This window comes from Cupriavidus ulmosensis (assembly GCF_977008105.1).
Genome location: NZ_CDRMWP010000002.1, coordinates 1,723,519 through 1,743,398, shown reverse-complemented (window position 1 = coordinate 1,743,398; position 19,880 = coordinate 1,723,519). Strand labels below are relative to the sequence as shown.

The 19,880-nt window shown below is 70.2% G+C and carries 18 protein-coding genes; 11 read left to right on the top strand and 7 right to left on the bottom strand.

The genetic code is table 11. The features are described 5' to 3' along the window. Positions 1-8: 8 nt before the first annotated feature. Both ribA and ACWTPI_RS27440 read left to right on the top strand, forming a co-directional pair. Positions 9-605 (top strand): GTP cyclohydrolase II, encoded by a 597-nt coding sequence (gene ribA, locus ACWTPI_RS27445; RefSeq protein ID WP_059411634.1) that lies wholly within the window; start codon positions 9-11, stop codon positions 603-605. A gap of 123 nt (positions 606-728) precedes the next feature. After that, positions 729-2,075, top strand: a complete 1,347-nt coding sequence (locus tag ACWTPI_RS27440) for a sensor histidine kinase (RefSeq protein WP_156173770.1) — start codon at positions 729-731, stop codon at positions 2,073-2,075. A 22-nt stretch (positions 2,076-2,097) separates the two neighbouring features. Here ACWTPI_RS27440 and cqsA read toward each other — a convergent pair whose 3' ends face one another. Beyond that, positions 2,098-3,438, bottom strand: coding sequence for an alpha-hydroxyketone-type quorum-sensing autoinducer synthase (gene cqsA / locus ACWTPI_RS27435; protein WP_454733303.1), 1,341 nt, complete (start codon positions 3,436-3,438; stop codon positions 2,098-2,100). Positions 3,439-4,028: 590 nt separating this feature from the next. On the opposite strand from cqsA, the gene ACWTPI_RS27430 reads away from it, so the two are divergent. After that, positions 4,029-4,478 (top strand): PA2169 family four-helix-bundle protein, encoded by a 450-nt coding sequence (locus ACWTPI_RS27430; RefSeq protein WP_059411637.1) that lies wholly within the window; start codon positions 4,029-4,031, stop codon positions 4,476-4,478. A 187-nt stretch (positions 4,479-4,665) separates the two neighbouring features. After that, entirely contained in the window at positions 4,666-4,824 is a 159-nt protein-coding gene (locus tag ACWTPI_RS27425) for a hypothetical protein (RefSeq protein WP_156173771.1), read from the top strand. A 24-nt stretch (positions 4,825-4,848) separates the two neighbouring features. On the opposite strand, the gene ACWTPI_RS27420 is transcribed toward ACWTPI_RS27425, so the two are convergent. The 4 genes from ACWTPI_RS27420 to ACWTPI_RS27405 form a co-directional block, all read right to left on the bottom strand. Continuing rightward, on the bottom strand, positions 4,849-5,268 hold the full coding sequence (locus ACWTPI_RS27420) for a hypothetical protein (RefSeq protein ID WP_059411638.1): 420 nt from the start codon (positions 5,266-5,268) through the stop codon (positions 4,849-4,851). A gap of 151 nt (positions 5,269-5,419) precedes the next feature. Next, on the bottom strand, positions 5,420-6,391 hold the full coding sequence (locus tag ACWTPI_RS27415) for a sensor domain-containing diguanylate cyclase (protein WP_059411639.1): 972 nt from the start codon (positions 6,389-6,391) through the stop codon (positions 5,420-5,422). A 167-nt stretch (positions 6,392-6,558) separates the two neighbouring features. After that, a complete protein-coding gene (locus ACWTPI_RS27410; protein ID WP_454733302.1) occupies positions 6,559-6,978 on the bottom strand; it encodes a hypothetical protein in 420 nt (139 codons plus the stop codon). 225 nt (positions 6,979-7,203) lie between these two features. Continuing rightward, positions 7,204-8,394, bottom strand: a complete 1,191-nt coding sequence (locus ACWTPI_RS27405) for a tyrosine-type recombinase/integrase (protein ID WP_454733301.1) — start codon at positions 8,392-8,394, stop codon at positions 7,204-7,206. Positions 8,395-8,516: 122 nt separating this feature from the next. Between ACWTPI_RS27405 and ACWTPI_RS27400 the strand changes: the two genes are divergently transcribed. Then, a complete protein-coding gene (locus ACWTPI_RS27400) occupies positions 8,517-9,488 on the top strand; it encodes a DNA-binding protein (protein WP_454733300.1) in 972 nt (323 codons plus the stop codon). A gap of 276 nt (positions 9,489-9,764) precedes the next feature. Here ACWTPI_RS27400 and ACWTPI_RS27395 read toward each other — a convergent pair whose 3' ends face one another. Together ACWTPI_RS27395 and ACWTPI_RS27390 are read right to left on the bottom strand one after the other, a co-directional pair. Beyond that, complete coding sequence (locus tag ACWTPI_RS27395; protein WP_454733299.1) at positions 9,765-10,295, bottom strand: N-acetyltransferase family protein; 531 nt, start codon at positions 10,293-10,295, stop codon at positions 9,765-9,767. Between the two features lie 82 nt (positions 10,296-10,377). Continuing rightward, positions 10,378-11,946, bottom strand: coding sequence for a fatty acid--CoA ligase (locus tag ACWTPI_RS27390; RefSeq protein ID WP_454733298.1), 1,569 nt, complete (start codon positions 11,944-11,946; stop codon positions 10,378-10,380). 301 nt (positions 11,947-12,247) lie between these two features. On the opposite strand from ACWTPI_RS27390, the gene ACWTPI_RS27385 reads away from it, so the two are divergent. From ACWTPI_RS27385 to ACWTPI_RS27360, 6 genes are all read left to right on the top strand, one after another. Beyond that, on the top strand, positions 12,248-13,060 hold the full coding sequence (locus ACWTPI_RS27385) for a TIGR03084 family metal-binding protein (RefSeq protein ID WP_454733297.1): 813 nt from the start codon (positions 12,248-12,250) through the stop codon (positions 13,058-13,060). After that, positions 13,057-13,959 (top strand): phosphatidylglycerol lysyltransferase domain-containing protein, encoded by a 903-nt coding sequence (locus tag ACWTPI_RS27380; RefSeq protein ID WP_454733296.1) that lies wholly within the window; start codon positions 13,057-13,059, stop codon positions 13,957-13,959. The genes ACWTPI_RS27385 and ACWTPI_RS27380 overlap by 4 nt, the downstream gene beginning before the upstream one ends. A 148-nt stretch (positions 13,960-14,107) precedes the next feature. Further along, positions 14,108-15,724, top strand: a complete 1,617-nt coding sequence (locus ACWTPI_RS27375; protein ID WP_454733295.1) for an acyl-CoA carboxylase subunit beta — start codon at positions 14,108-14,110, stop codon at positions 15,722-15,724. An 83-nt stretch (positions 15,725-15,807) separates the two neighbouring features. Then, positions 15,808-16,962, top strand: a complete 1,155-nt coding sequence (locus ACWTPI_RS27370; RefSeq protein ID WP_059411648.1) for an acyl-CoA dehydrogenase family protein — start codon at positions 15,808-15,810, stop codon at positions 16,960-16,962. A 76-nt stretch (positions 16,963-17,038) separates the two neighbouring features. After that, positions 17,039-19,015, top strand: a complete 1,977-nt coding sequence (locus ACWTPI_RS27365) for an acetyl-CoA carboxylase biotin carboxylase subunit (protein WP_454733294.1) — start codon at positions 17,039-17,041, stop codon at positions 19,013-19,015. 25 nt (positions 19,016-19,040) lie between these two features. Then, entirely contained in the window at positions 19,041-19,826 is a 786-nt protein-coding gene (locus ACWTPI_RS27360; RefSeq protein WP_454733293.1) for an enoyl-CoA hydratase/isomerase family protein, read from the top strand. Positions 19,827-19,880 lie beyond the last annotated feature (54 nt).

Genomic DNA, 19,880 nt, shown 5'->3' with positions numbered 1-19,880 from the left:
CGACTGACATGAATGACACAGAAATCGAGCTGATCGGCTCGGCCCGCTTGCCGACACGTTTCGGCAAATTCACCGCCACCGCCTTCAAGGGCGCGGTCTCGGGCATCGAACACCTGGCGCTGAGCGTGGGCGACATCGCCGGCGAAGCCGTGCTGACGCGCCTGCACTCCGAGTGCCTGACCGGCGACGTGTTCGGCTCCTGCCGCTGCGACTGCGGCGAGCAGCTTGAGCTCGCCATGAAGAAGATCGCCGAGGAAGGGCGCGGCATCCTGCTGTACCTGCGCGGCCAGGAAGGGCGCGGCATCGGCCTGGGCCACAAGATCCGCGCCTACGCGCTGCAGGACCAGGGGCTGGACACGGTGGACGCCAACCTGGCGCTGGGCCAGGAAATCGACGCCCGCAACTACGCCTTCGCCGCCGACCTGCTGCACCAGTGGGGCGTGAAGTCGATCCGGCTGATGAGCAACAACCCCAAGAAGAAGCAGGCGCTGGAAGCCGCCGGCATCACGGTGGTGGAGCAGATGCGCCATGTCATCCCGTCCAACGCCGAGAACGAAAAATACCTCGCCACCAAGCGCGTGCGGATGGGGCATCTGCTGGACTGAGCGCGCCGCCGCGCCACGGCCGGCGCGATGCGTAAAAGCCACGAAAGACGCACAAAACTGGCCGGCATGTCCGGCTCTCCAGATACACTCGTGTCTCGACGCCATCATCAGCCGGTTTTGAACATGCTTGCCCAGATTCAACGCAGTTGCGGTGAAAGTGCGGTGCGCCTGCGCCGGGTGCTTGCCAGGGAAGTCCACCTCGACGTGCGCCAGCCGGCGCAGATCAAGCGCATCCGCCTGCTGGGCTGGCTAGCCTTCATCGGCTTCCCGGTGTTCTACGCGGTGTGGACGTTCGGCTTCCCCCAGCCCTACGAAAGCCTGGTGCTGCGGCTGGTGGCCATGCTCATGTGCCTGCCGCTGCTGGTCACGCGCGACCTGCGCGAGCGCAAGTGGCTGCCGGCGTATTTCCTGTTCACGCTGACCTACTGCCTGTCGTTCTTCTTCGTCTATCTGTACCTGATGAACCACGGCAACCTGGTGTGGTCGCAGTCGCTGGTGATCGCCGTGATCATCCTGTTCAACTTCAGCGGCTGGGTGGGCGGCGCGGCCTCGCTGGTGGTGGGCACGGCGGCGGCGTGGCTGGTCTATACCTACGTGACGCCGCCGCCGGCCGGGCTGCTGGAGGTCAACTGGCCGGTGGAGCTGCCCATCATCGGCTTCACCATCTGCACGATCGCCGTGCTGAAGATCGACCAGCGCATCCTGATCCAGGAAAAGCTCGACGGCATGGCCATCGCGCTGGGCACGGTGGCCCACGAGCTGCGCACGCCCATCCGCAGCATCGGCTCGACGGCGCTGGGCATGGGCCGCTACCTGCCGGGCCTGATCCGCTTCTATGAAGAGAACGAGACGCCCGAGAACTCGCTCAACCTGCCGCGCGCGCACTTCGGCCTGATGAAGGACGCGCTGCCGCGCATCCAGCTGGAGGTGGAGCGCATGAACCACGGCATCGACGTGCTGCTGGTCAACGCGCGCGGCGGCGCCGACCGCGAACCCGGCGAGCCGTTTCCGCTTGGCGCGGCCGTGCGCGAAGCGCTGGCGCGCTACCCGTTCGAGGCCGGGCAGCGGGAGCGGGTCCATGCCGATCTCGACGACGATTTCCTGGTGCGGGCCGAGCAGAAGCTGCTGGTGATGGTGCTGTTCAACCTCATCAAGAACGCGCTGCACGCGCTGGCCCGCGCCGGGCACGGCGAGATCCGCCTGCGCCTGGAGCGCGGCCCCCGGCGCAACCGGCTGGTGTTCCGCGACACCGGCACCGGCATTCCCGAGCGCGAGCTGGGGGCGATCTTCAGGCGCTTCCACACCTATCCGCGCAACGAGGGCACCGGCATCGGGCTGGCCTTCTGCAAGGAAACCATCGAGGCGTGGGGCGGGCGCATCCACTGCGATTCGGTCGAGCACGAGTACACCGAATTCGTGCTGGAGTTCCCGCCGGCCACGCCGCGGCGCGAGGCCGCGGCGGCGGAGTGACCCGCGCGGTCAGACCACGCGATCAGGCCGCGCTGTCCGCCACTTCCAGCACGCCGCCGTCCACGGGCTGCCGCGGCGCGGCCTGGCGCGCCACCGGCGCGCGCTGCCGGCGCTGGCTGGAGCGCCAGCCGGCCAGGCCCACTTCGTCGCGGATCTCCGCGCATACCTGGACCAGCCGGTCGGTTTCCACGGCGGTCAGGCAGGCGTTCATGGTCAGCCGCATCAGCGCGCGGTCGCGCGCCGTGGCCGGCGCGCAGAACACCGCGCCGAAGATGCCGCGCGACTGCAGCGCGTCGCGCAGCACCAGCGTCTGCTCTTCGGTGCCCGACTCCAGCGCGATGATCTGCTCCGACCCCGCCGACACGTTGTAGCCAAGCCCGGCCAGCGCGCCGCGCACGTAGGCGGAAATGGCGTGCAGGCGGGCGCGGCGGGCGTCGGCCCTGGCGATGAAATCCGCCGCGGCGTCGAACCAGGCCAGCTCGTGATGCAGCAGCCCCGAACTGAAGATCGCGGGGCGCGACTCCGCGGCAAAGTAGCCCTTGAACGAGGCCGGGCACGTGACCAGACCGGCGCGCCCGCCGAAGGCCTTGGCCAGGCTGGCGGTCTGGAAATGGACGCGGCCCGACAGCCCCAGCGCGGCCACCAGGCCGGCGCCGCCGGGACCGTGCGTGCCGAGCGAGTGGGATTCGTCGACCACGATCACGCTGCCGGTGCGCTCCGCCACCTCGACGAAATCGGCCAGCGGGCACAGGCTGCCGTTGGTGCTGTAGACCGAGTCCACCACCAGCACGCCGGGGCCTTCCTTGCGGATCTGGCGCTCGGCGTGCTCGGCGTCGTTGTGCATGAACGGCACCGCGCGCGCGCGCGCCGCGTGGGCGCCTTCCCACAGCGACATATGCGCGAGCATGTCGAGATAGACCGGCGTGCGCTCGCTGGCGATGCTCTGCAGCAGGCCCACGTTGGCGGCCCAGCCCGACTGGCACAGGATGCTGGCCTCGGCGCCGGCGAAGGCGGCCAGCTTGCGCTCGAGCCGGCTGGTCGGGTTGTCGCCGTACTGGAACACGGCCGACATCAGCAGCTCGCTGTCCGGCCCGCGCATGGCGGCGGTCTGGGCCATGACCAGCTCCTGCTCGCCCAGCAGGCTCAGATAGTCGTTGCTGGAAAAATGCACCGCGTCGGGTCCCGGCTGGCGGCCGTGCAGCAGGTGGCTGCCGCCCCAGCGTTTCTGCACCCGCTCGACCTCGTGCCCCGCCACGCGCGAGGTGATGAAGTCGGGCCATGCCGCGGCCGAAGGTGCCGGTGTGGCCGCCGCCTGACCCGCTGCACGACCCCGTTCCAGACAACCCGTATCCATTCTGTTCATTACATTCCCCTTGGAATCACTCCGACGAAAATGCCGGCCGAGGCGACAGGGTTGCCAGGCGGCCGGCGAACGTCGCCGCAACGCGAGCGCGGTCCGCATCCATTGTTTGCAACGTATGGGATGGAGGGAACGGACTGCCCGAGACTGATCGCGTGTTGCGCCGACAAGCTATTCTGCCGTGTGGACGGGGAATTCTCCCGCCCGCTTGTCAGCACTTGTGACGCCGGGATCGCAGGGAAGTGGCTGTAAAGCCACAGAATGATGCGCGCAGGCGCCTCGGTGCCGCCGACGCCGGCGCCAGCGGCGTTTCGGCGCAGCGCGCCGCCGCCATGACGGCGGCGCCTTCAGGCCATCGCGCGCGCCATTCATGCCGGCAGGAACAAGCCGGCCGGCGCGCGCTGTAGGCGTGCGCCGACAGCGTTTCCGGGGGCCACCCTACAGCGGGGGCCGCCCGGCTTCCATATCGTGAAGAGGTGGCGCGGGGCGGCATACATCGGTGTCCCGGTGTCCCGCCGCGGGCCAGCGTGACCGGTATGTCGTCTTCACGGCGTCATTCCTCTGTCGAACACGAATCCTTCCAAGGAGCTGACATGGCTGACAAGAACGTTTCCGTACTCAATGACCTCATCGAGGTGTCGCGCGACGGCGAGCAAGGTTTCCGCAAGGCCGCGGAAGACGCACAGAACCCGGAGCTGAAGTCGCTGTTCTCCAGCCGCGCGAGCGAGATCGCCGCCGCGGTGGACGAGCTGCAGGTGCAGGTGGCGGCGCTGGGGGGCAAGCCGGAGGACCACGGCAGCGTGTCCGGCGCGCTGCATCGCGGCTGGATCAGCCTGCGCACCGCGGTGGCCGACCGCAACGACCTCGCCATCCTCGAAGAAACCGAGAAGGGCGAGGACGTGGCCAAGAAGAAGTACGCGGATGCGCTGCAGGAAAGCGAACTGAGCTTCGACATCCGCGCGCTGATCGAGCGCCAGTACCAGGGCGTGCTGCGCAACCACGACCTGATCCGCGACCTGCGCAATCGCTATCGCGCGGCCTGAGCGGACCTGTCCACGTCAGATGCTACGGCGGCAGCCCGGCCGGACGGCGAGCGCGTGCCGCCGCTCCGGGTGGGCGGCGGCACGGCGCGCCGCCGCCATGCGCGGAGGCGGCGCGCCGGCGCCGTCTGGCATCCCGCCGCAAAGCCCCCTAAGATCAAGATATATCCACCTCGTCCAGGACCAGGCCATGACCAAGCCCGCCGCGCCCAAGCCGCCAGCGCCGCCCCATCCCGCCACGCCGGCACCCGGCGAGGACCAGCAGGAAGACGACCTGGACGAAGCGCTGCGCGAAACCTTCCCCGCCAGCGACCCGATCGCCGTGGACCCCGACCGGCCCGACAAATAAGGCCGCGCTCGAATAAGGCCGCGCTCAGGCCAGCTGCCGTAGCTGGCCGATGACCTTCATCAGTTGCCCGTGGGCGACGATCACGCCCGACTCGTCCTGCAAGGCCTGCTGGTAGCGCTCGCGGAAGGCGGGCTCGCTCTGCGGGCCGAACAGCTTTTCCGCGGCGGCGGCCACGGCGCGGCAGGTCTGGTCGTGGTGCTCGGGAGCCTCCAGCTCTTCGTCGATCTCGATGATCAGCCGCGAGAGCGGGTCCAGCCAGCGGAAATACGGCTCCTCGGTCACTATCTGCACGAACAGCCCGGCCGGGATCGGGCCATACAGGCGCTCGTACTCGGCGCGGCTGAGCATGATCAGTTCCTTGTGCGCCTTGAGCAGCGCGGCGCGCAACGCGCGCAGCCCGCTGCGGCGGTCCTCCTGCCTGGCGAGGAATTGTTCGTTCTGCATATCCCTTCTCCCTGTTCTTGTCGCGCGGCGCGCTCGCCTGCCAGTATAGGCAGTGCCGTCCGGGCGGCGGGAGCGCAGGCAGCGCGGCGCGGCGGGACCGGGGCGGCCGCCCGGCGGGTGCGTTCCCCGCCCGCGGCAGCCGCCCGGCGGATCAGTGCTGCCCGGCCTTGCGCAGGGCCTTGTTGGCGTACATGGCGGCGTCGGCCTCCGCCAGCAGCGCGGCGACGTCGCCGTGCCGCGCCGGGGCGAGCGCGATCGCGCCCACGCTGAACTCGATGTCGTAGCCACGCGCGGCGCGGCGGTTGTGCGACGCCACGCCGGTGCGCAGGCGCGCCAGCGCGTGGGCGCCGGCCGTGGCATCGGTGCCGGTCAGCAGCGCGACGAACTCGTCGCCGCCCAGCCGCCCGATCACGTCGGAGTCGCGCAGCGCGCGGCGCAGCTCGGTGGCGAAGGCCGCCAGCGCGTAGTCGCCCTCGGCATGGCCGAAACGGTCGTTGACGCTCTTGAAGTCGTCCATGTCGAAGAACAGCAGCGTGGCCGGCTTGCCCAGCCGCTTGCAGACATCGAGCGTGTGCTGCGCCAGCGCCGAGAAGCCGCGGCGGTTCGACAACTGCGTGAGCTCGTCGGTGGTGGCCAGTTGCAGCGCCGCCAGCTCGTGCTCGGCCATGCTCGCCAGGTCGCGCAGCAGGGCGCGGTCGTCGTCGCCGAAGTGGCGCGGCTGCATGTCGATCAGGCACAGGGTGCCGAGCTTGCAGCCGCCCGCCGCCGACAGCGGGCAGCCGGCGTAGAAGCGGATGCCCGGGTCGTCCGTGACCAGCGGGTTGTCGTGGAAGCGCTCGTCGAGCAGCGCGTCGGACACGGTCAGGATGTCGTCGTCGAGGATGGCGTGCCCGCAGAACGAGATGTCGCGCGAGGTCTGGGTGGCCGACATGCCCATGCAGGACTTGAACCACTGGCGGTTGGCGTCGACCAGCGTGACCATCGCGATGGGCACGCCGAACAGGCGCCGCGCCAGCCGCGTCAGGCGGTCGAAGCGTTCCTCGGCGGCGGTGTCGAGCAGGTTGAGGGACCGCAATGTCTGCAGGCGGGTCGTTTCATCGGCGGGAATCGAAGGTACCTTCATGAGGTTTCGGCGACGGAAGTGGGGGCTGGCGGCATGCCGCATGCAGTGATAACGGCGCAATCGGCGCGAAATGTATGCCGGCCGCTTCGATCGCCCGCGTCATCGCGCACGCCCATCTCCTTGCCCGAAGGCCGCCATCCCCGCCGGAGGCGGCCGCCGCGCGGCGCTCAGCAGCGCCGACGCTCCATCTGGTTGCGCAGGAAGAAGTAGCGTCCCCGGTAATGCTCCACCTCGGGCAGGCGCGCGCTGCGGCGCGCCGCGTAGTCGGCCTCGAGATCGCGCATCTGGCGCGCCAGCGTGGCGCACTGGTCGAGCCCGGCGGTGCGCGCCTGCTCGTTCTGCTCGCGCGCCAGGCGCGCCTGGTAGGCGCGCTCCTCGGCCGCCCGTTTCTTCAGGAACTGCTGGTTGGCCGCCTCGGTGGCCGGTTCCGGGCTGATGCGCGAGAGATTGCCGCCCACCTCGGCGGCCCGCCATCCCGGCGGGCAGGCGGTATCCGTGTAGAGGGTCTTGCCGGCGTCGACGCATTTGCCGGCGTGGGCAACGCCGATGCTCAGGCTCAGGGCGAGCAGGACAAGCCGGTGCCGCATGGGGTCTCCTGTGGGCGCCCCAGCACGGGCGCATCCGGTTGCCGCGGATGGCCGCACGCGCTGGCGCTGTCGCGCGCATCGGTCGCTGCGCGGATTGGTCGCTTTGTCTGTGTTGTCCGCGTATGGCCTGCCCGGCATTCTTATGCCGCGCATGCTGCTTGTCCAGCCCCGTTGGGCGGCCGCGACACGTTGCGCGGGTGCCGAGCCCGGGTGCCGCCCGGGCGCTCACGTCTCGCCGCCGTCCACCGTGCCGATCAGGTCGGCCGCCACCGAGCGGCGCGCGTCCGCCGCGCGGAAATAGCGCACCAGCGTCGCCACGCTGGTATGGCCGGTCATGGCCATCGTTTCCGCCAGCGGCACCTGCCGCGCCGCCGCCTCGGTGACGAAGCCGGAGCGCAGCGAGTGCGCCGAGAAGTCGCCCTCCAGCCCCGCCAGCTCGCAGCGCTGCCGGACGATCTTGCGCACCGCCGCGGGCGACAGCGCCTCGCCCACGTGCCCGCCGCGGCGCACGCGCCGGAAGATCGCCCCCTCGCTCAGCCCGGCCGCCCGCAGCCAGGCCGCCAGCGCCGCGCCGGCCGCGCCGATCACCGGTTTGGCGTTGTCAGGCAGGTCGGCGCCCGACTGGTTGGTCTTGGACCAGCCCAGCTCATAGACGAATTCACCGGGCCCGAGCCGCGTCAGGCTGGCCAGCGTGGCGCCGGCCACCTCCGAGCGCCGCCGGCCGCCGCTGGACCACGCGAACAGCAGCAGCGCGCGGTCGCGCAGGCCGATCAGCGAATCGTCGCAGGTAGCCAGCAGCCGCGCCAGCAGCTCGCGCGTCAGCGCCGCCTTGCGCGCCGGCCGCTCGCCGCGCCGGGCATAGGCGCGGCGCGTGCGGGACAGCAGTTCGCGCACCGCCGGGTCGGCGCAGGGGTTGGCATGGCCCTCCAGGTGATGCGCCTTGGCGATGACCGCCAGCCGGTGCGCGAGCGTGGCCAGCGCGGGCGGGCCGGCCCGGGCCTTGAGCCCGCCGGCGACCAGCGCCGCGTCGATGGCCGGCGGCAGCTCGCATACCGGGCCCTGCGGCGTGCTGCGTGTGGCGTGGTCTACCAGGAACTGGAGGACGACCGCCGGCTGGAGGGGAAGGGCGACCGGCTGACCGTAGCGCAGGGCGAACCAGCCCGCCCAATAGCGGAGTGCGGAACGATAGCTGGCCACCGTGTTGGCGGATTCGCCTTCGCGGTACAGCGCTTCAGCGGCCTGGCGGCCAAGCGGATCGAGTTCGGACGGACGAAGCGGCGCGGGGAAGTCGACATCGGAAAGGGCGGAAGAAGGATCGGACCGGCCCGCCACGCCTTGCGGCGCGGCATCGGCGGCATTCTTCGCTGCGTTTTCCGGGCTCCGGCCAAGATGAGGGGGCGTTTTACGGTAAATCATATTAAATATGATGTAAGCTGTATTAAATTATACATCAAGGCAGGATAAGGCGCGATAACTATTCCTTATCGATCCTTATCTGCTTGTCTACCGCCAACACCGCCAGGACGATTGCCCCGACCATGCAAAACGCCGACTTCCCCGCCGCCACCCGCGCTCGCGCCATCACCCGCGAAGACGTTTGGCAGGCCGCCGACGCCTTGCTGCTGGCCGGCCAGCGCCCGACCATCGAGCGCATCCGCCTCCATCTGGGGCGGGGCTCGCCCAATACCGTCAGCCCGCACCTCGACGCCTGGTTCGCCGGCCTCGGCGCGCGCCTGCAGGACCCCCAGGCGTTTGCGGCCCCGGCCAGTCTGCCCGATCCGGTGAACCAGGCGGCCCGCTACCTTTGGGAAGCCGCGCAGGCCGAAGCCCGCGCCGCGGCAGCAGCCGGCTTCGCCGACCGCGAGGCCGCCTTGCAGGCCGCGGAGCAGACGCTGGAAACGGAGCGGGGCGCCCTGGCGCAGGAGCGCGCGGTGCTGGAAGCCCGCCTGCAAGCCGCCGACAGCGCGCTGGCCGAACTGGCCCGCGCCCGCGACGAAGCCGGCGAGCGCGCCGCTCGCGCCGAATCGCAATTGCAGGCCCGCGAGGCCGACAACGCAGCATTGCGCGACCGGCTGGCGCAAGCCCAGCAGGAGAAAGACACCCAGCGAACCGAAGCCGCCAGCCAACGCGCCGCCTGGGACAAGGAGCGCGAAACGATGGCCGAGCGGGCCAGCGCGAACGAGCGCCGCATGGCGCTGGAACTCGATGCCGCGCGCGTGGCGGCGAAAGAAGGGCAGCGACTGCTGGAGGGCGAACGCCGCGCGGCGCAACAGAAACTGGCCGAAGCCGCGGACGCCGCCGCGCGTCAGGCCGGCGAGGCGACGCGGCTCGGCAATCTGGTGGCGGTGCTGGAAGAACGGCTCAGGCAGCAGGAGGGGATGCTGACGGAATACCGGCAGTTGCTGGAGAGCCGTGGCGGTGCTGTGCCGGAGACCCAGCGCGCGGTGCGGCCGGGTGTGGCAAGGAGTCGTCAGTTACGGGCGGCTAGGGCGCCACGGGTGAAGATATGAAAGGATAAATATTCAGGTGAAACATCGAAATCAGAATATAAGCTACTGATTTTGATGGTGAAAATAAAAGAAATACGTTACCGGTTTTCTCCCCTCTCCCGCTTGCGGGAGAGGGGCCGGGGGAGAGGGCCAGCGCCACCACGAAGTGCCGGCCTTCGCCATCTGCCAGCGCCCGCTCTCCCCCAACCTTCATGGGAGAGGAGAGATAACAAGCGGCAATTTACCGCCGTCGGCAAGGTGAATCGCACGGGCGCAGACGTCAGCCAGCCGCCAGTTTCAATCCAGATGCTTATAAAAAAACGTCGTCCCGCAAAACGCCCCATCCGGCATCAGGGCATATTTCGGCACGGTGCCGACCGCTTCCCATCCCGCCCTTTGATATAGCCGCTCGGCGTCGCCGCCGGTAACGGTATCGAGCACCAGCACGGTCTTGCCTTCCGCGCGCGCCACCGCGTCGACGGCCGCCATCAGCCGCTGCGCAACCCCGCGGCGGCGTGCCCGGCGGTGGACCAGCATCTTGGCAACGTCGGCCCGATGCGGCTGGTTGTCGGGCTGGGCAAGGATCAGTTGCACGGTGCCGAGGATGCCGCCGTCGTGGTCTTCGGCGACCAGCAGCGCGCGTTCAGCGCGGGCGACGCCCTCGGCCACGCCGCGCCAGAATGCCTCGGCCTTGTCGCGCGGCAGCGGCAGCATGAAGCTGACCGAGGCGCCGCCTTCGACGCAATCGACCAGCACGTCGGCCAGGGCCGGCACGTTGGCTGCCGCTTCGTCGGCGCTCAGCCGGCGCACGCGCACATCGTCAGTCATCTGTTTCTCCGTGGCGGTGAAACCTCAAGTCATTTCCAGAAATGACCTGCAACCTGCTGATTAAAATGCGATTTACCGCGAATCAACTCTTCCGCAGCAAATGCTTCTGGATCTTGCCGCTGGTGGTCTTGGGCAGCGCGTCGAGCAGGTAGTAGCGGCGCGGACGCTTGTAGGCGGCCAGCCGGTCGCCGTGCACGAGGAAGGCATCGAGCACTTCGGCGCCGATCTCGGCGCCGGGCTTGGCGACCACGTAGGCGGTGACGATGTGGCCCCAGGTTTCGTCCGGCTCGCCGATCACGGCGGCTTCGAGCACGCCGGGGTGTTCGATCAGCGCATCCTCGACTTCGCGCGGGTATACGTTCTCGGCGCCCGAATTGATCATGTAGTCGATGCGGTCGCGTACCCAGAGATAGCCGTCTCCGTCCAGGCTGCCGAGGTCGCCGGTGTGGTACCAGCCGTAGGCGAGGGCGCGCTCGTTGGCGTCCGGGCGGTTGAGGTAGCCGGCCATCATGCACGGCCCGCGCACCAGGATCTCGCCGACTTCGCCGGGCGCGCACGGCTGGGACGGGTCGGTGGGGGCGCCGTCGTCGCTCAGGGCGGCCACCACGAGGTCGTGGTTGAGCGAGGGCAGGCCGGCCGAGCCGGCGTGGCTGAGCTGCTCGTGCGGATACAGCACCGACATGCACGGCCCCATCTCGGTGGTGCCGTAGACCTGGACCAGGCCGGCGCCGATGGTGCGGTCCCACTCGCGGATCAGGTGCGGCGCCATCGACGCGCCGCCATACTCGACCAGCCGCAGCGAGGACACGTCGCGCGTGCTGACGTCGGGGTGGTGCAGCATCATGGTGATCATGGTCGGCGCGGCGAAAAAGTGCGTGACCTTTTCCTGCTCGACCAGCGCCCATGCCTCGCCGGCGTCGAAGCGGCGCAGCAGCACCTGCGTGGCGCCCAGGTGCAGGCGCGGCAGGAAGCTGGTGTGCAGCTCGGCGGTGTGGTTGAGCGGCGCGATCGACAGGCCCACGTCCTCGCGCGACAGCGTCATCACCTGGTGCATTATCGCGTTGTGCGCCAGCTTGCTGCGGTGGGTGTGCAGCACGCCCTTGGGCCGGCCGGTGGTGCCGCTGGTGTACATCAGGATGCAGGGATCGTTCTCGTCCACCGCGATGCCGGGCGCGTGGTCCGGCTGCGCGGCGGTCAACGTGTCCAGCCGGTGGGTGGCGAAAGCCGGCGCGGGGCCGGGATCGGCATAGATCCAGTGCGTGGTGCCGGGCACCAGCTCGGCCGCCTTTTGCACCACGGACGCGCCTTCTTCCTCGAACAGCAGCGCGCGGGCCTTGCCGTCTTCGAGGATGAACGCCAGCTCCTGCGCCGCCAGCCGGTAGTTGACCGGGTTGAAGATCGCGCCTACGCGCGCCACCGCCAGCATGCTGAAGACGAAGGCCGGGGTGTTGTAGAGGAAGGCCGCCACCACGTCGCCGTGGCCGATGCCGATCGACCGCAGCGCGTGGGCATGGCGGTTGACCTCGGCTTCCATCTCGGCATAGGTCCAGGCGCGGCGCGCGGCGCCCATGCCGGCGACCAGCGCGGTCTTGCGCGGCAGGTAGCGCGCGGGCCAGGAAAGGGTGTCGCTCAGCGTAAGGACGTGACTCAAGGCAATGCTCCGACGGCGAGAAAAGGGAAAAAAGGGGGAAACCGGGCGGCATGGCGCCGGCCGGTCAAAACCCTCGAATATAAGCGGCAGGCCGCTTTTTGGGAAATAACCAATCGCATTGTGCATATGCGCGGCGGCCGGGGTTGCCGCCCGCCAGCGTTGATATGGCGCATATGGCATGCCGTGCGGGCAAGCCGCGCGCAACCACTTGGCGCAAGACCGCTGGCTGGCCCGGGGCGCACAATCGTAGCGACCGCCAGCCCGCCCGGCCGCCCGCCAAGACCGTCCACCAAGACCGCCCATGAAAGACACCTGCCAGGACCTGCTGGCCGAATACCGCGAGCTCGACGCGCTGGCCGCGTCCCTGAACGCCGCCCAGTGGCGCCAGCCCGGCGCCTTCTACGGCTGGAGCGCGTGGGATGAGATCGCCCACCTGTGCTACTTCGACCAGACCGCGCTGCAGTCCGCCACCGAGCCCGAAGCCTTCCTGCGCGGCGCGCAGGCGCTGGGCGCGCTGATGGCGGCCGGCGGCCATATCAGCGCGGTGGCGCGCGAGCAATACGGCCACCTCGACGGCCCCGCGCTGCTGGCGTACTGGCGGCCTGTCCACGAACGGCTGGCGGCCACGCTGGCGGCGCTGGACCCCAAGGCCCGGCAGCCCTGGTACGGTCCGCCGATGAGCGCGCGCAGCTTTGCCACGGCGCGCCTGATGGAAACCTGGGCGCACGGACAGGATGTGTGGGATACCGTCGGCCGCATACGCCAGCCCACGGCGCGGCTGCGCCATATCGCCCATATCGGCGCCACCACCTACGGCTGGACCTTCGTCAACCGCGGCGAGGCGGTGCCGGGGCCGGCGCCCCATGTCGCGCTGTCCGCGCCGGACGGCCAGACGTGGACCTGGAATGACCCGCAGCCGGACAACTTCGTGCGCGGCAGCGCCGAGGATTTCTGCCTGCTGGTGACGCAGCGCCGCCACCTCGACGACACCGCGCTCGTATACAGCGCGGGCCCCGCGCAGATGTGGCTGGCGCAGGCGCAGTGCTTCGCCGGCCCGCCCGCCACCGGCCCGGCGGCCGGCACGCGCGTGGTGCGCGCGGCGCGGGCCGGGTGAACGGCCCCGCCCTGGCGCTGGCCGCGCAGGCGGGGGCGCCGCTGGCCATCGCGCAGGCAGCCGGCATCGACGCCGCCCTGCGCGCGTGCGGCGCGGACCCCGGCGAGACCTGCCTGTCCGAGCACGCCTTCGCCAACCTCTACCTGTTCCGGCAGGCGCACGACTACCGTTTCGTCGCCGGCAGCCATCCGCGCGTCACCGGCCTGACCTACGACGGCGCGCGCCACGTGCTGCCGCTGTTCGCGCTCGACACCGCGCCGCGCGCGTTCCTGCGGGCGCTGCTGCGCGGGCACGACTGCTTCTACCCGCTCTCCGCCGCGCAGGTGGCGCGGCTCGATCCCGCCGTGTTCGACTGGAGCGCGGTGCGCGCCGATGCCGACTATCTCTATCCGGCCGCCAACTTCGCCGGCTACCGCGGCACTACGCTGTCCAGGAAGCGCAACCTGATGAAGCAGCTGCTGGCCGCGCATGCCGTCACCGCGCGGCCTTATCACGCCGGGCTGGCGCGGCAGGCCATGACTGTCCATGCGCAGTGGATGGCGGCCAAGCGCAAGGCGCAAGGGGAGGCCGACGACGCGCCGTGCGCCGAGGCACTGCGCGAGGCGGAGCGGCTCGGCCTGGAAGGCTTTCTCTACGAAGCAGGCGGCCAGCCGGTCGGTTTCGTGCTCGCGCAGGAGATCCGCCCGGCCGTGTTCGCCATGCGCTTCGCCAAGGGACTGGATGCGTACAAGGGCATCTACCAGTACATGTTCCACCACTTCTGCACCGCCTTTGCGCGGCCGGTGGCGTGGCTGAACTTCGAGCAGGACCTCGGGCTGGACAACTTCCGCCAGACCAAGCAGTCGTATGCGCCCAGCGCGCTGCTGCCCAAGTACCGGGTCACGCTGCGCACGGACTGACTCGCGCGCACGCTCCAGCCGCCGCAGCCGCAGCCGCAGCCGCAGCCCGCGTAGCAACAGCCAGTTCTCGCAAGACCCGCGCCAGGGCCGCCCCTACCATGCTTTCAAGCCGGCGCGCACCCGCGGCGGATCGTCAAGCACATTGCTCATGGCCCATATCGAATCCAGAATTTCACCGACCAGCGAAGCCGCCCAGGCCAACCGCGCCGGCATGCTGGTGCTGCTCGACCGCATCCGCGCGTTCGAGCAGCGCGCCGCCGACACCTCCGCCGCGTCGCGCGAGCGCTTCGAGAAGCGCGGCCAGTTGCTGCCGCGCGAGCGGCTGGCGCTGCTGCTGGACCCGGGCGCGCCGTTCATCGAGCTGTGCTCGCTGGCCGGCCTCGGGCTGGACAACCCGGACCTCGACAAGAGCGTGCCCGGCGGCGGGCTGATCGCGGGCATCGGCGTGGTGTCGGGCATCCGCTGCATGATCAGCGCGTCGGACTCGGGCATCAACGCCGGCGCGTTGCAGCCCAAGGGGCTGGACAAGCAGTTGCGCGTGCAGGAGATCGCGCTGGAGAACAAGCTGCCCTACGTGCAACTGGTGGAAAGCGCCGGCGCCAACCTGATGACCTACAAGGTGGAGGACTTCATCCGCGGCGGCAACCTGTTCCGCAATCTCGCGCGGCTGTCCGCCGCGGGGCTGCCGGTGGTCACGGTGACGCACGGCTCGTCCACGGCCGGCGGCGCCTACCAGACCGGTTTGTCCGACTACATCATCATGGTGCGCGGCCGCTCCCGCGCGTTCCTGGCCGGCCCGCCGCTGCTGATGGCCGCCACCGGCGAGGTGGCCACCGAGGAAGAACTCGGCGGCGCGGTGATGCACACCAGCGTCTCCGGCCTGGGCGACTACCTCGCCGAGGACGACCGCGACGCGCTGCGCATCGCGCGCGAGATCCTCGGCAAGATCGACTGGCCGCGCGAGCAACCGGCGCCGCGCGCGTTCAAGCCGCCGCGCTATGACGCCGAGGAACTGCTCGCCATCATGCCGATGGACCACAAGCGGCCGGTGGACATGAAGGAGGTCATCGCCCGCATCGCCGACGATTCGGACTTCCTGGAATTCGGCGAGAACTATGGCGGCGCCACCGTCTGCGGCCATGTGCGCATCGAAGGCTGGCCGCTCGGCATCATCACCAACAACGGCCCGATCGATCCGGCCGGCGCCACCAAGGCCACGCACTTCATCCAGGCCTGCTGCCAGTCGCGCACGCCCATCCTGTACCTGAACAACACCACCGGCTTCATGGTGGGCCGCAGCTACGAGGAAGGCGGCATCATCAAGCACGGCTCCAAGATGATCCAGGCCGTGAGCAACGCCACCGTGCCGCAGATCACCATCTACTGCGGCGCGTCGTTCGGCGCCGGCAACTACGGCATGTGCGGGCGCGGCTTCCACCCGCGCTTCTGCTTCTCGTGGCCCAACGCCAAGACCGCCGTGATGGGCGGCGAGCAGGCCGCGCGCACGATGGCCATCGTCTCCGAGGCGGCCATGAAGCGCAAGGGCGGGGAGGTGGATGCGGCGCAGCTCGAAGCGTTGCAGAAAGGCATCGTCGAACGCTTCGACCGCCAGATGAGCGTGTTCGTCACCAGTGCCCACGTGCTGGACGACGGCGTGATCGACCCGCGCCACACGCGCGCCGTGCTGGCCGGCGTGCTGGCCGTCTGCCGCGAGGGCGACGCGCGCGCGCCGCAGGCCATGCAGTTCGGCGTGGCCCGGCCCTGAACCGCGCAGCCGTCGCACCGTCACAGCACATCCACCGCACGCCATCCATCCGATACCAGATACCGCATACCAGGAACCGGAACATGCAACTCACCCCCGAACACGAGGCGCTGCGCGCCACCATCAAGCGCTTCATCGCCGAGCAGGTCAATCCGCACGTGGACGCCTGGGAAGAGGCCGAGATCTTCCCCGCGCACGAGGTCTTCCGCAAGATGGGCGCGCTCGGGCTGCTGGGCCTGTCCAAGCCGGAAGCCGACGGCGGCGCCGGGCTCGACTATTCCTACAGCGCCGTGCTGGCCGAGACGCTGGCCGACGTCAACTGCGGCGGCGTGCCGATGGCCATCGGCGTGCAGACCGACATGGCCACGCCCGCGCTGGCCCACCACGGCAGCGACGAAGTCCGGCGCGAGTTCCTGGCGCCGGCCATCAGCGGCGAGTACGTGGCCTGCCTGGGCGTGTCCGAGGTCGGCAGCGGCTCGGACGTGGCCTCGATCAAGACCACCGCCCGCCGCGACGGCGGCGACTACGTCATCAACGGCGGCAAGATGTGGACCACCAACGGCACCCAGGCCGATTTCTGCTGCGTGCTGGCCAACACCTCCGAAGGCGCGCCCCATCGCAACAAGACCCTGATCGTGGTGCCGATGAACACGCGCGGCGTGTCGGTTGCCAAGAAGATCCGCAAGATCGGCATGGACTCGTCGGACACCGCGCAGCTGTATTTCGACGACGTGCGCGTGCCGCAGCGCTGGCGCATCGGCGAGGAAGGCATGGGCTTCACCTACCAGATGGAGCAGTTCCAGGTGGAGCGGCTGTGGGGCGCGCTGAACACCTGCGGCGTGTGCCAGAAGGCCATCAACCTGACCATCGACTACACGCGCGAGCGCAAGGCGTTCGGCCACTCGATCCTGGACAACCAGTGGGTCCACTACACGCTGGCCGAGCTGCAGACCGAGGTGGAAGCGCTGCACGCGCTGTGCTGGCGCGCCGTGGAGACGATGGTGCGCGGCGAGGATGCCACGCGCCTGGCCACGATGGCCAAGCTCAAGGCCGGGCGGCTGGTGCGCGAAGTGTCGGACCGCAGCCTGCAGTTCTGGGGCGGCATGGGCTACGTGATGGAAAGCCCGGTCTCGCGGATCTTCCGCGACGGACGGCTGACTTCCATCGGCGGCGGCGCGGACGAGGTGATGCTGCAGATCCTGTGCAAGTTCATGGGCACGTTCCCGCAGGGCAGGTAAGCGCGGCGCGCACGCCGGCCTCGCGCCCGCCGGGCGCGGCGCCGGATCGAGAGAACACCATCCACACCGGGGCACCATGAAGTCCACGCCATTCCACAAGATCCTGATCGCCAACCGCGGCGAGATCGCGCTGCGCGTGATGCGCAGCGCCGCCGCGCTCGGCTACCGCACGGTGGCGGTCTATTCCAGCGCCGACGCCGGCGCCCGCCACGTGGCCGAAGCCGGGCAGGCGGTGCACATCGGCGAGGCCGCGCCGGCGCAGTCCTATCTGCGCATCGACGCCATCCTCGACGCCGCGCGCCGCACCGGCGCCGACGCCATTCACCCCGGCTACGGTTTCCTGGCCGAGAACGCCGCGTTCGCGCGCGCGTGCCGCGAGGCCGGGCTGGTGTTCATCGGCCCGTCGCCCGAATCCATCCTGGCGATGGGCAACAAGGCCGGCGCCAAGCGCCTGATGATGGCGGCGGACGTGCCCTGCATCCCTGGCTACCAGGGCGAGGACCAGAGCGACGCGCGGCTGGCGGCGGAGGCCGCGCGCATCGGCTTCCCGGTCATGATCAAGGCCACCGCCGGCGGCGGCGGACGCGGCATGCGGCTGGTGCCGGACGCGCGCGCGTTCGCCGAACTGCTGCGCAGCGCGCGCTCCGAGGCGCTGGGTGCCTTCGGCGACCCCGAGGTGATCCTCGAGCGCGCCGTGGTGGAGCCGCGCCACATCGAGATCCAGGTCCTGGCCGACCGCCACGGCAACGCCATCCACCTGGGCGAGCGCGACTGCTCGGTGCAGCGCCGCCACCAGAAGCTGATCGAGGAAGCGCCGTCGCCGGCGGTGAGCGCCGAGCTGCGCGCGCGCATGGGCGCCACCGCCGTGGCCGCGGTCAAGGCCATCGGCTACGAAGGCGCGGGTACGCTGGAATTCCTGCTCGACCGCGACGGCAACTATTACTTCATGGAGATGAACACGCGGCTGCAGGTGGAGCATCCCGTGACCGAGGCCATCACCGGGCTGGACCTGGTGGCGCTGCAACTGCGCATCGCCGCCGGCGAGCCACTGCCGCTGACGCAGGAAGACGTGCGCCTTGCCGGCCACGCCATCGAGGTGCGCCTGTGCGCCGAGGATGCGCAGCAGGGCTTCATGCCGCAGAGCGGCACCGTGGCGCTGTGGCAGGCGCCGCCCGCGCTGCGCACGGAGCACGCGCTGTGCAGCGGCGCGGCCATCCCGCCGTACTACGACTCGATGATCGCCAAGGTGGTCAGCCACGGCGCCGACCGCGACGAAGCGCGCCGCCGGCTGGCGCGCGGGCTGGAGGATCTGGTGGCGCTCGGCGTAACGACGAACCAGGCCTTCCTGGGCCGCTGCCTCGCGCATCCCGCGTTCGTGGCGGGCGAGGCCACCACGGCCTTCATCGGCCAGCACCAGGACGCGCTGCTGCGCGAAGACCCGGCGCGCCGCGCGCGCACCGCGGCGCTGGCGGCGCTGCTGCTGTACGAGACCGCGCCGGGCCGCGTGGCGGGTGCCCCGGCCGCCAGCCTGGCGCCGGCGCTGCCGATCGGCCTGCGCTACCGCGTCGGCGGGGCGGAGCATCAGGCGTGGCTGGCGTTCATGGGCGCCAGCCGCTTCGAGGTCACGCTGGGCGAGGCCCGCCACGCCTTCGAAACCATCGCGCTGGGCGAGCATTCGGTGCGCTTCACCTGCGACGGCGTGACCGAGACCGCCATCTTCCACCGCGACGGCGACACGCTGCTGCTGCAATACGACGGCGAGCCGGCGCGGGTGCGGGACCACACCCGCGCCGCCGCCGAGCGCGCCGATGCCGGCGCCGGCGACGGCAAGCTGCGCGCCTCCATGAACGGCCGCGTGGTCAACGTGATGGTGGCCGCCGGCGACCGCGTGGAAGCCGGGCAGCCGATGGTCACGCTGGAGGCCATGAAGATGGAGCACATCCACGTGGCTCCGGCCGCCGGCCGCGTGGGCGCGGTGCACGTGCAGGTCGGCGACCAGGCCGCCGCCATGCGCGTGATCGCCGAGATCGAATTCGAAGCGCGCGCCGCCTGAGCGCCGCCATCCCGGGAGACCACCCATGAGCGAAGCCGACACCCCGGCCGTCCTCCACGACAAGCGCGGCGCCGCGTTCTGGATCACCATCAACCGGCCCGACAAGCGCAACGCGCTCAACCAGGACGTGATCGCCGGCATCCGCGCCGGCTACCGCGCCGCGCACGCGGACCCGGCCGTGCGCGCCATCGTGCTGACCGGCGCCGGCGACAAGGCCTTCTGCGCCGGCGCCGACCTCCAGCCCGGCAAGGGCTTCGCGTTCGACCTGTCCCGGCCCAACCTGGACTACGCCGACATGCTGCGCGAGTCGCAGCAGGCCACGCTGCCGACCATCGCCCGCGTCAACGGCACCTGCATGGCCGGCGGCATGGGCCTGCTGTGCATGACCGACATGGCCGTGGCCGCGGACACCGCGCTGTTCGGCCTGCCCGAGGTCAAGGTCGGCGTGTTCCCCATGCAGGTGCTGAGCCTGCTGCAGGCGCTGGTGCCGCCGCGGCTGGTGCGCGAATGGTGCATCGGCGGCGAGCCGTTTACCGCCGCCGAGGCCCGGGCCGCCGGCCTGCTCAATTACCTCGCCGCGCCCGCTGAGCTGGATGCGCGCACCGACTGGCTCGTGGCCCGCGTGGCCGACAAATCGCCCACCGCCATCCGGCGCGGCAAATATGCCATGCAGGCGATGGCCTCGATGAGCTTCGGCGAGGGCATTGCCTACACGGAAAGCCAGATCGCGCTGCTGGCCATGACCGAGGACGCGCGCGAAGGGCTGGCCGCCTTCAACGAGAAGCGCAAGCCGGTGTGGACCGGCAAGTGACGGCATGGCGGCATAGCGATCTGGCGACATGGCGGTATGACAGCGTGACGACAT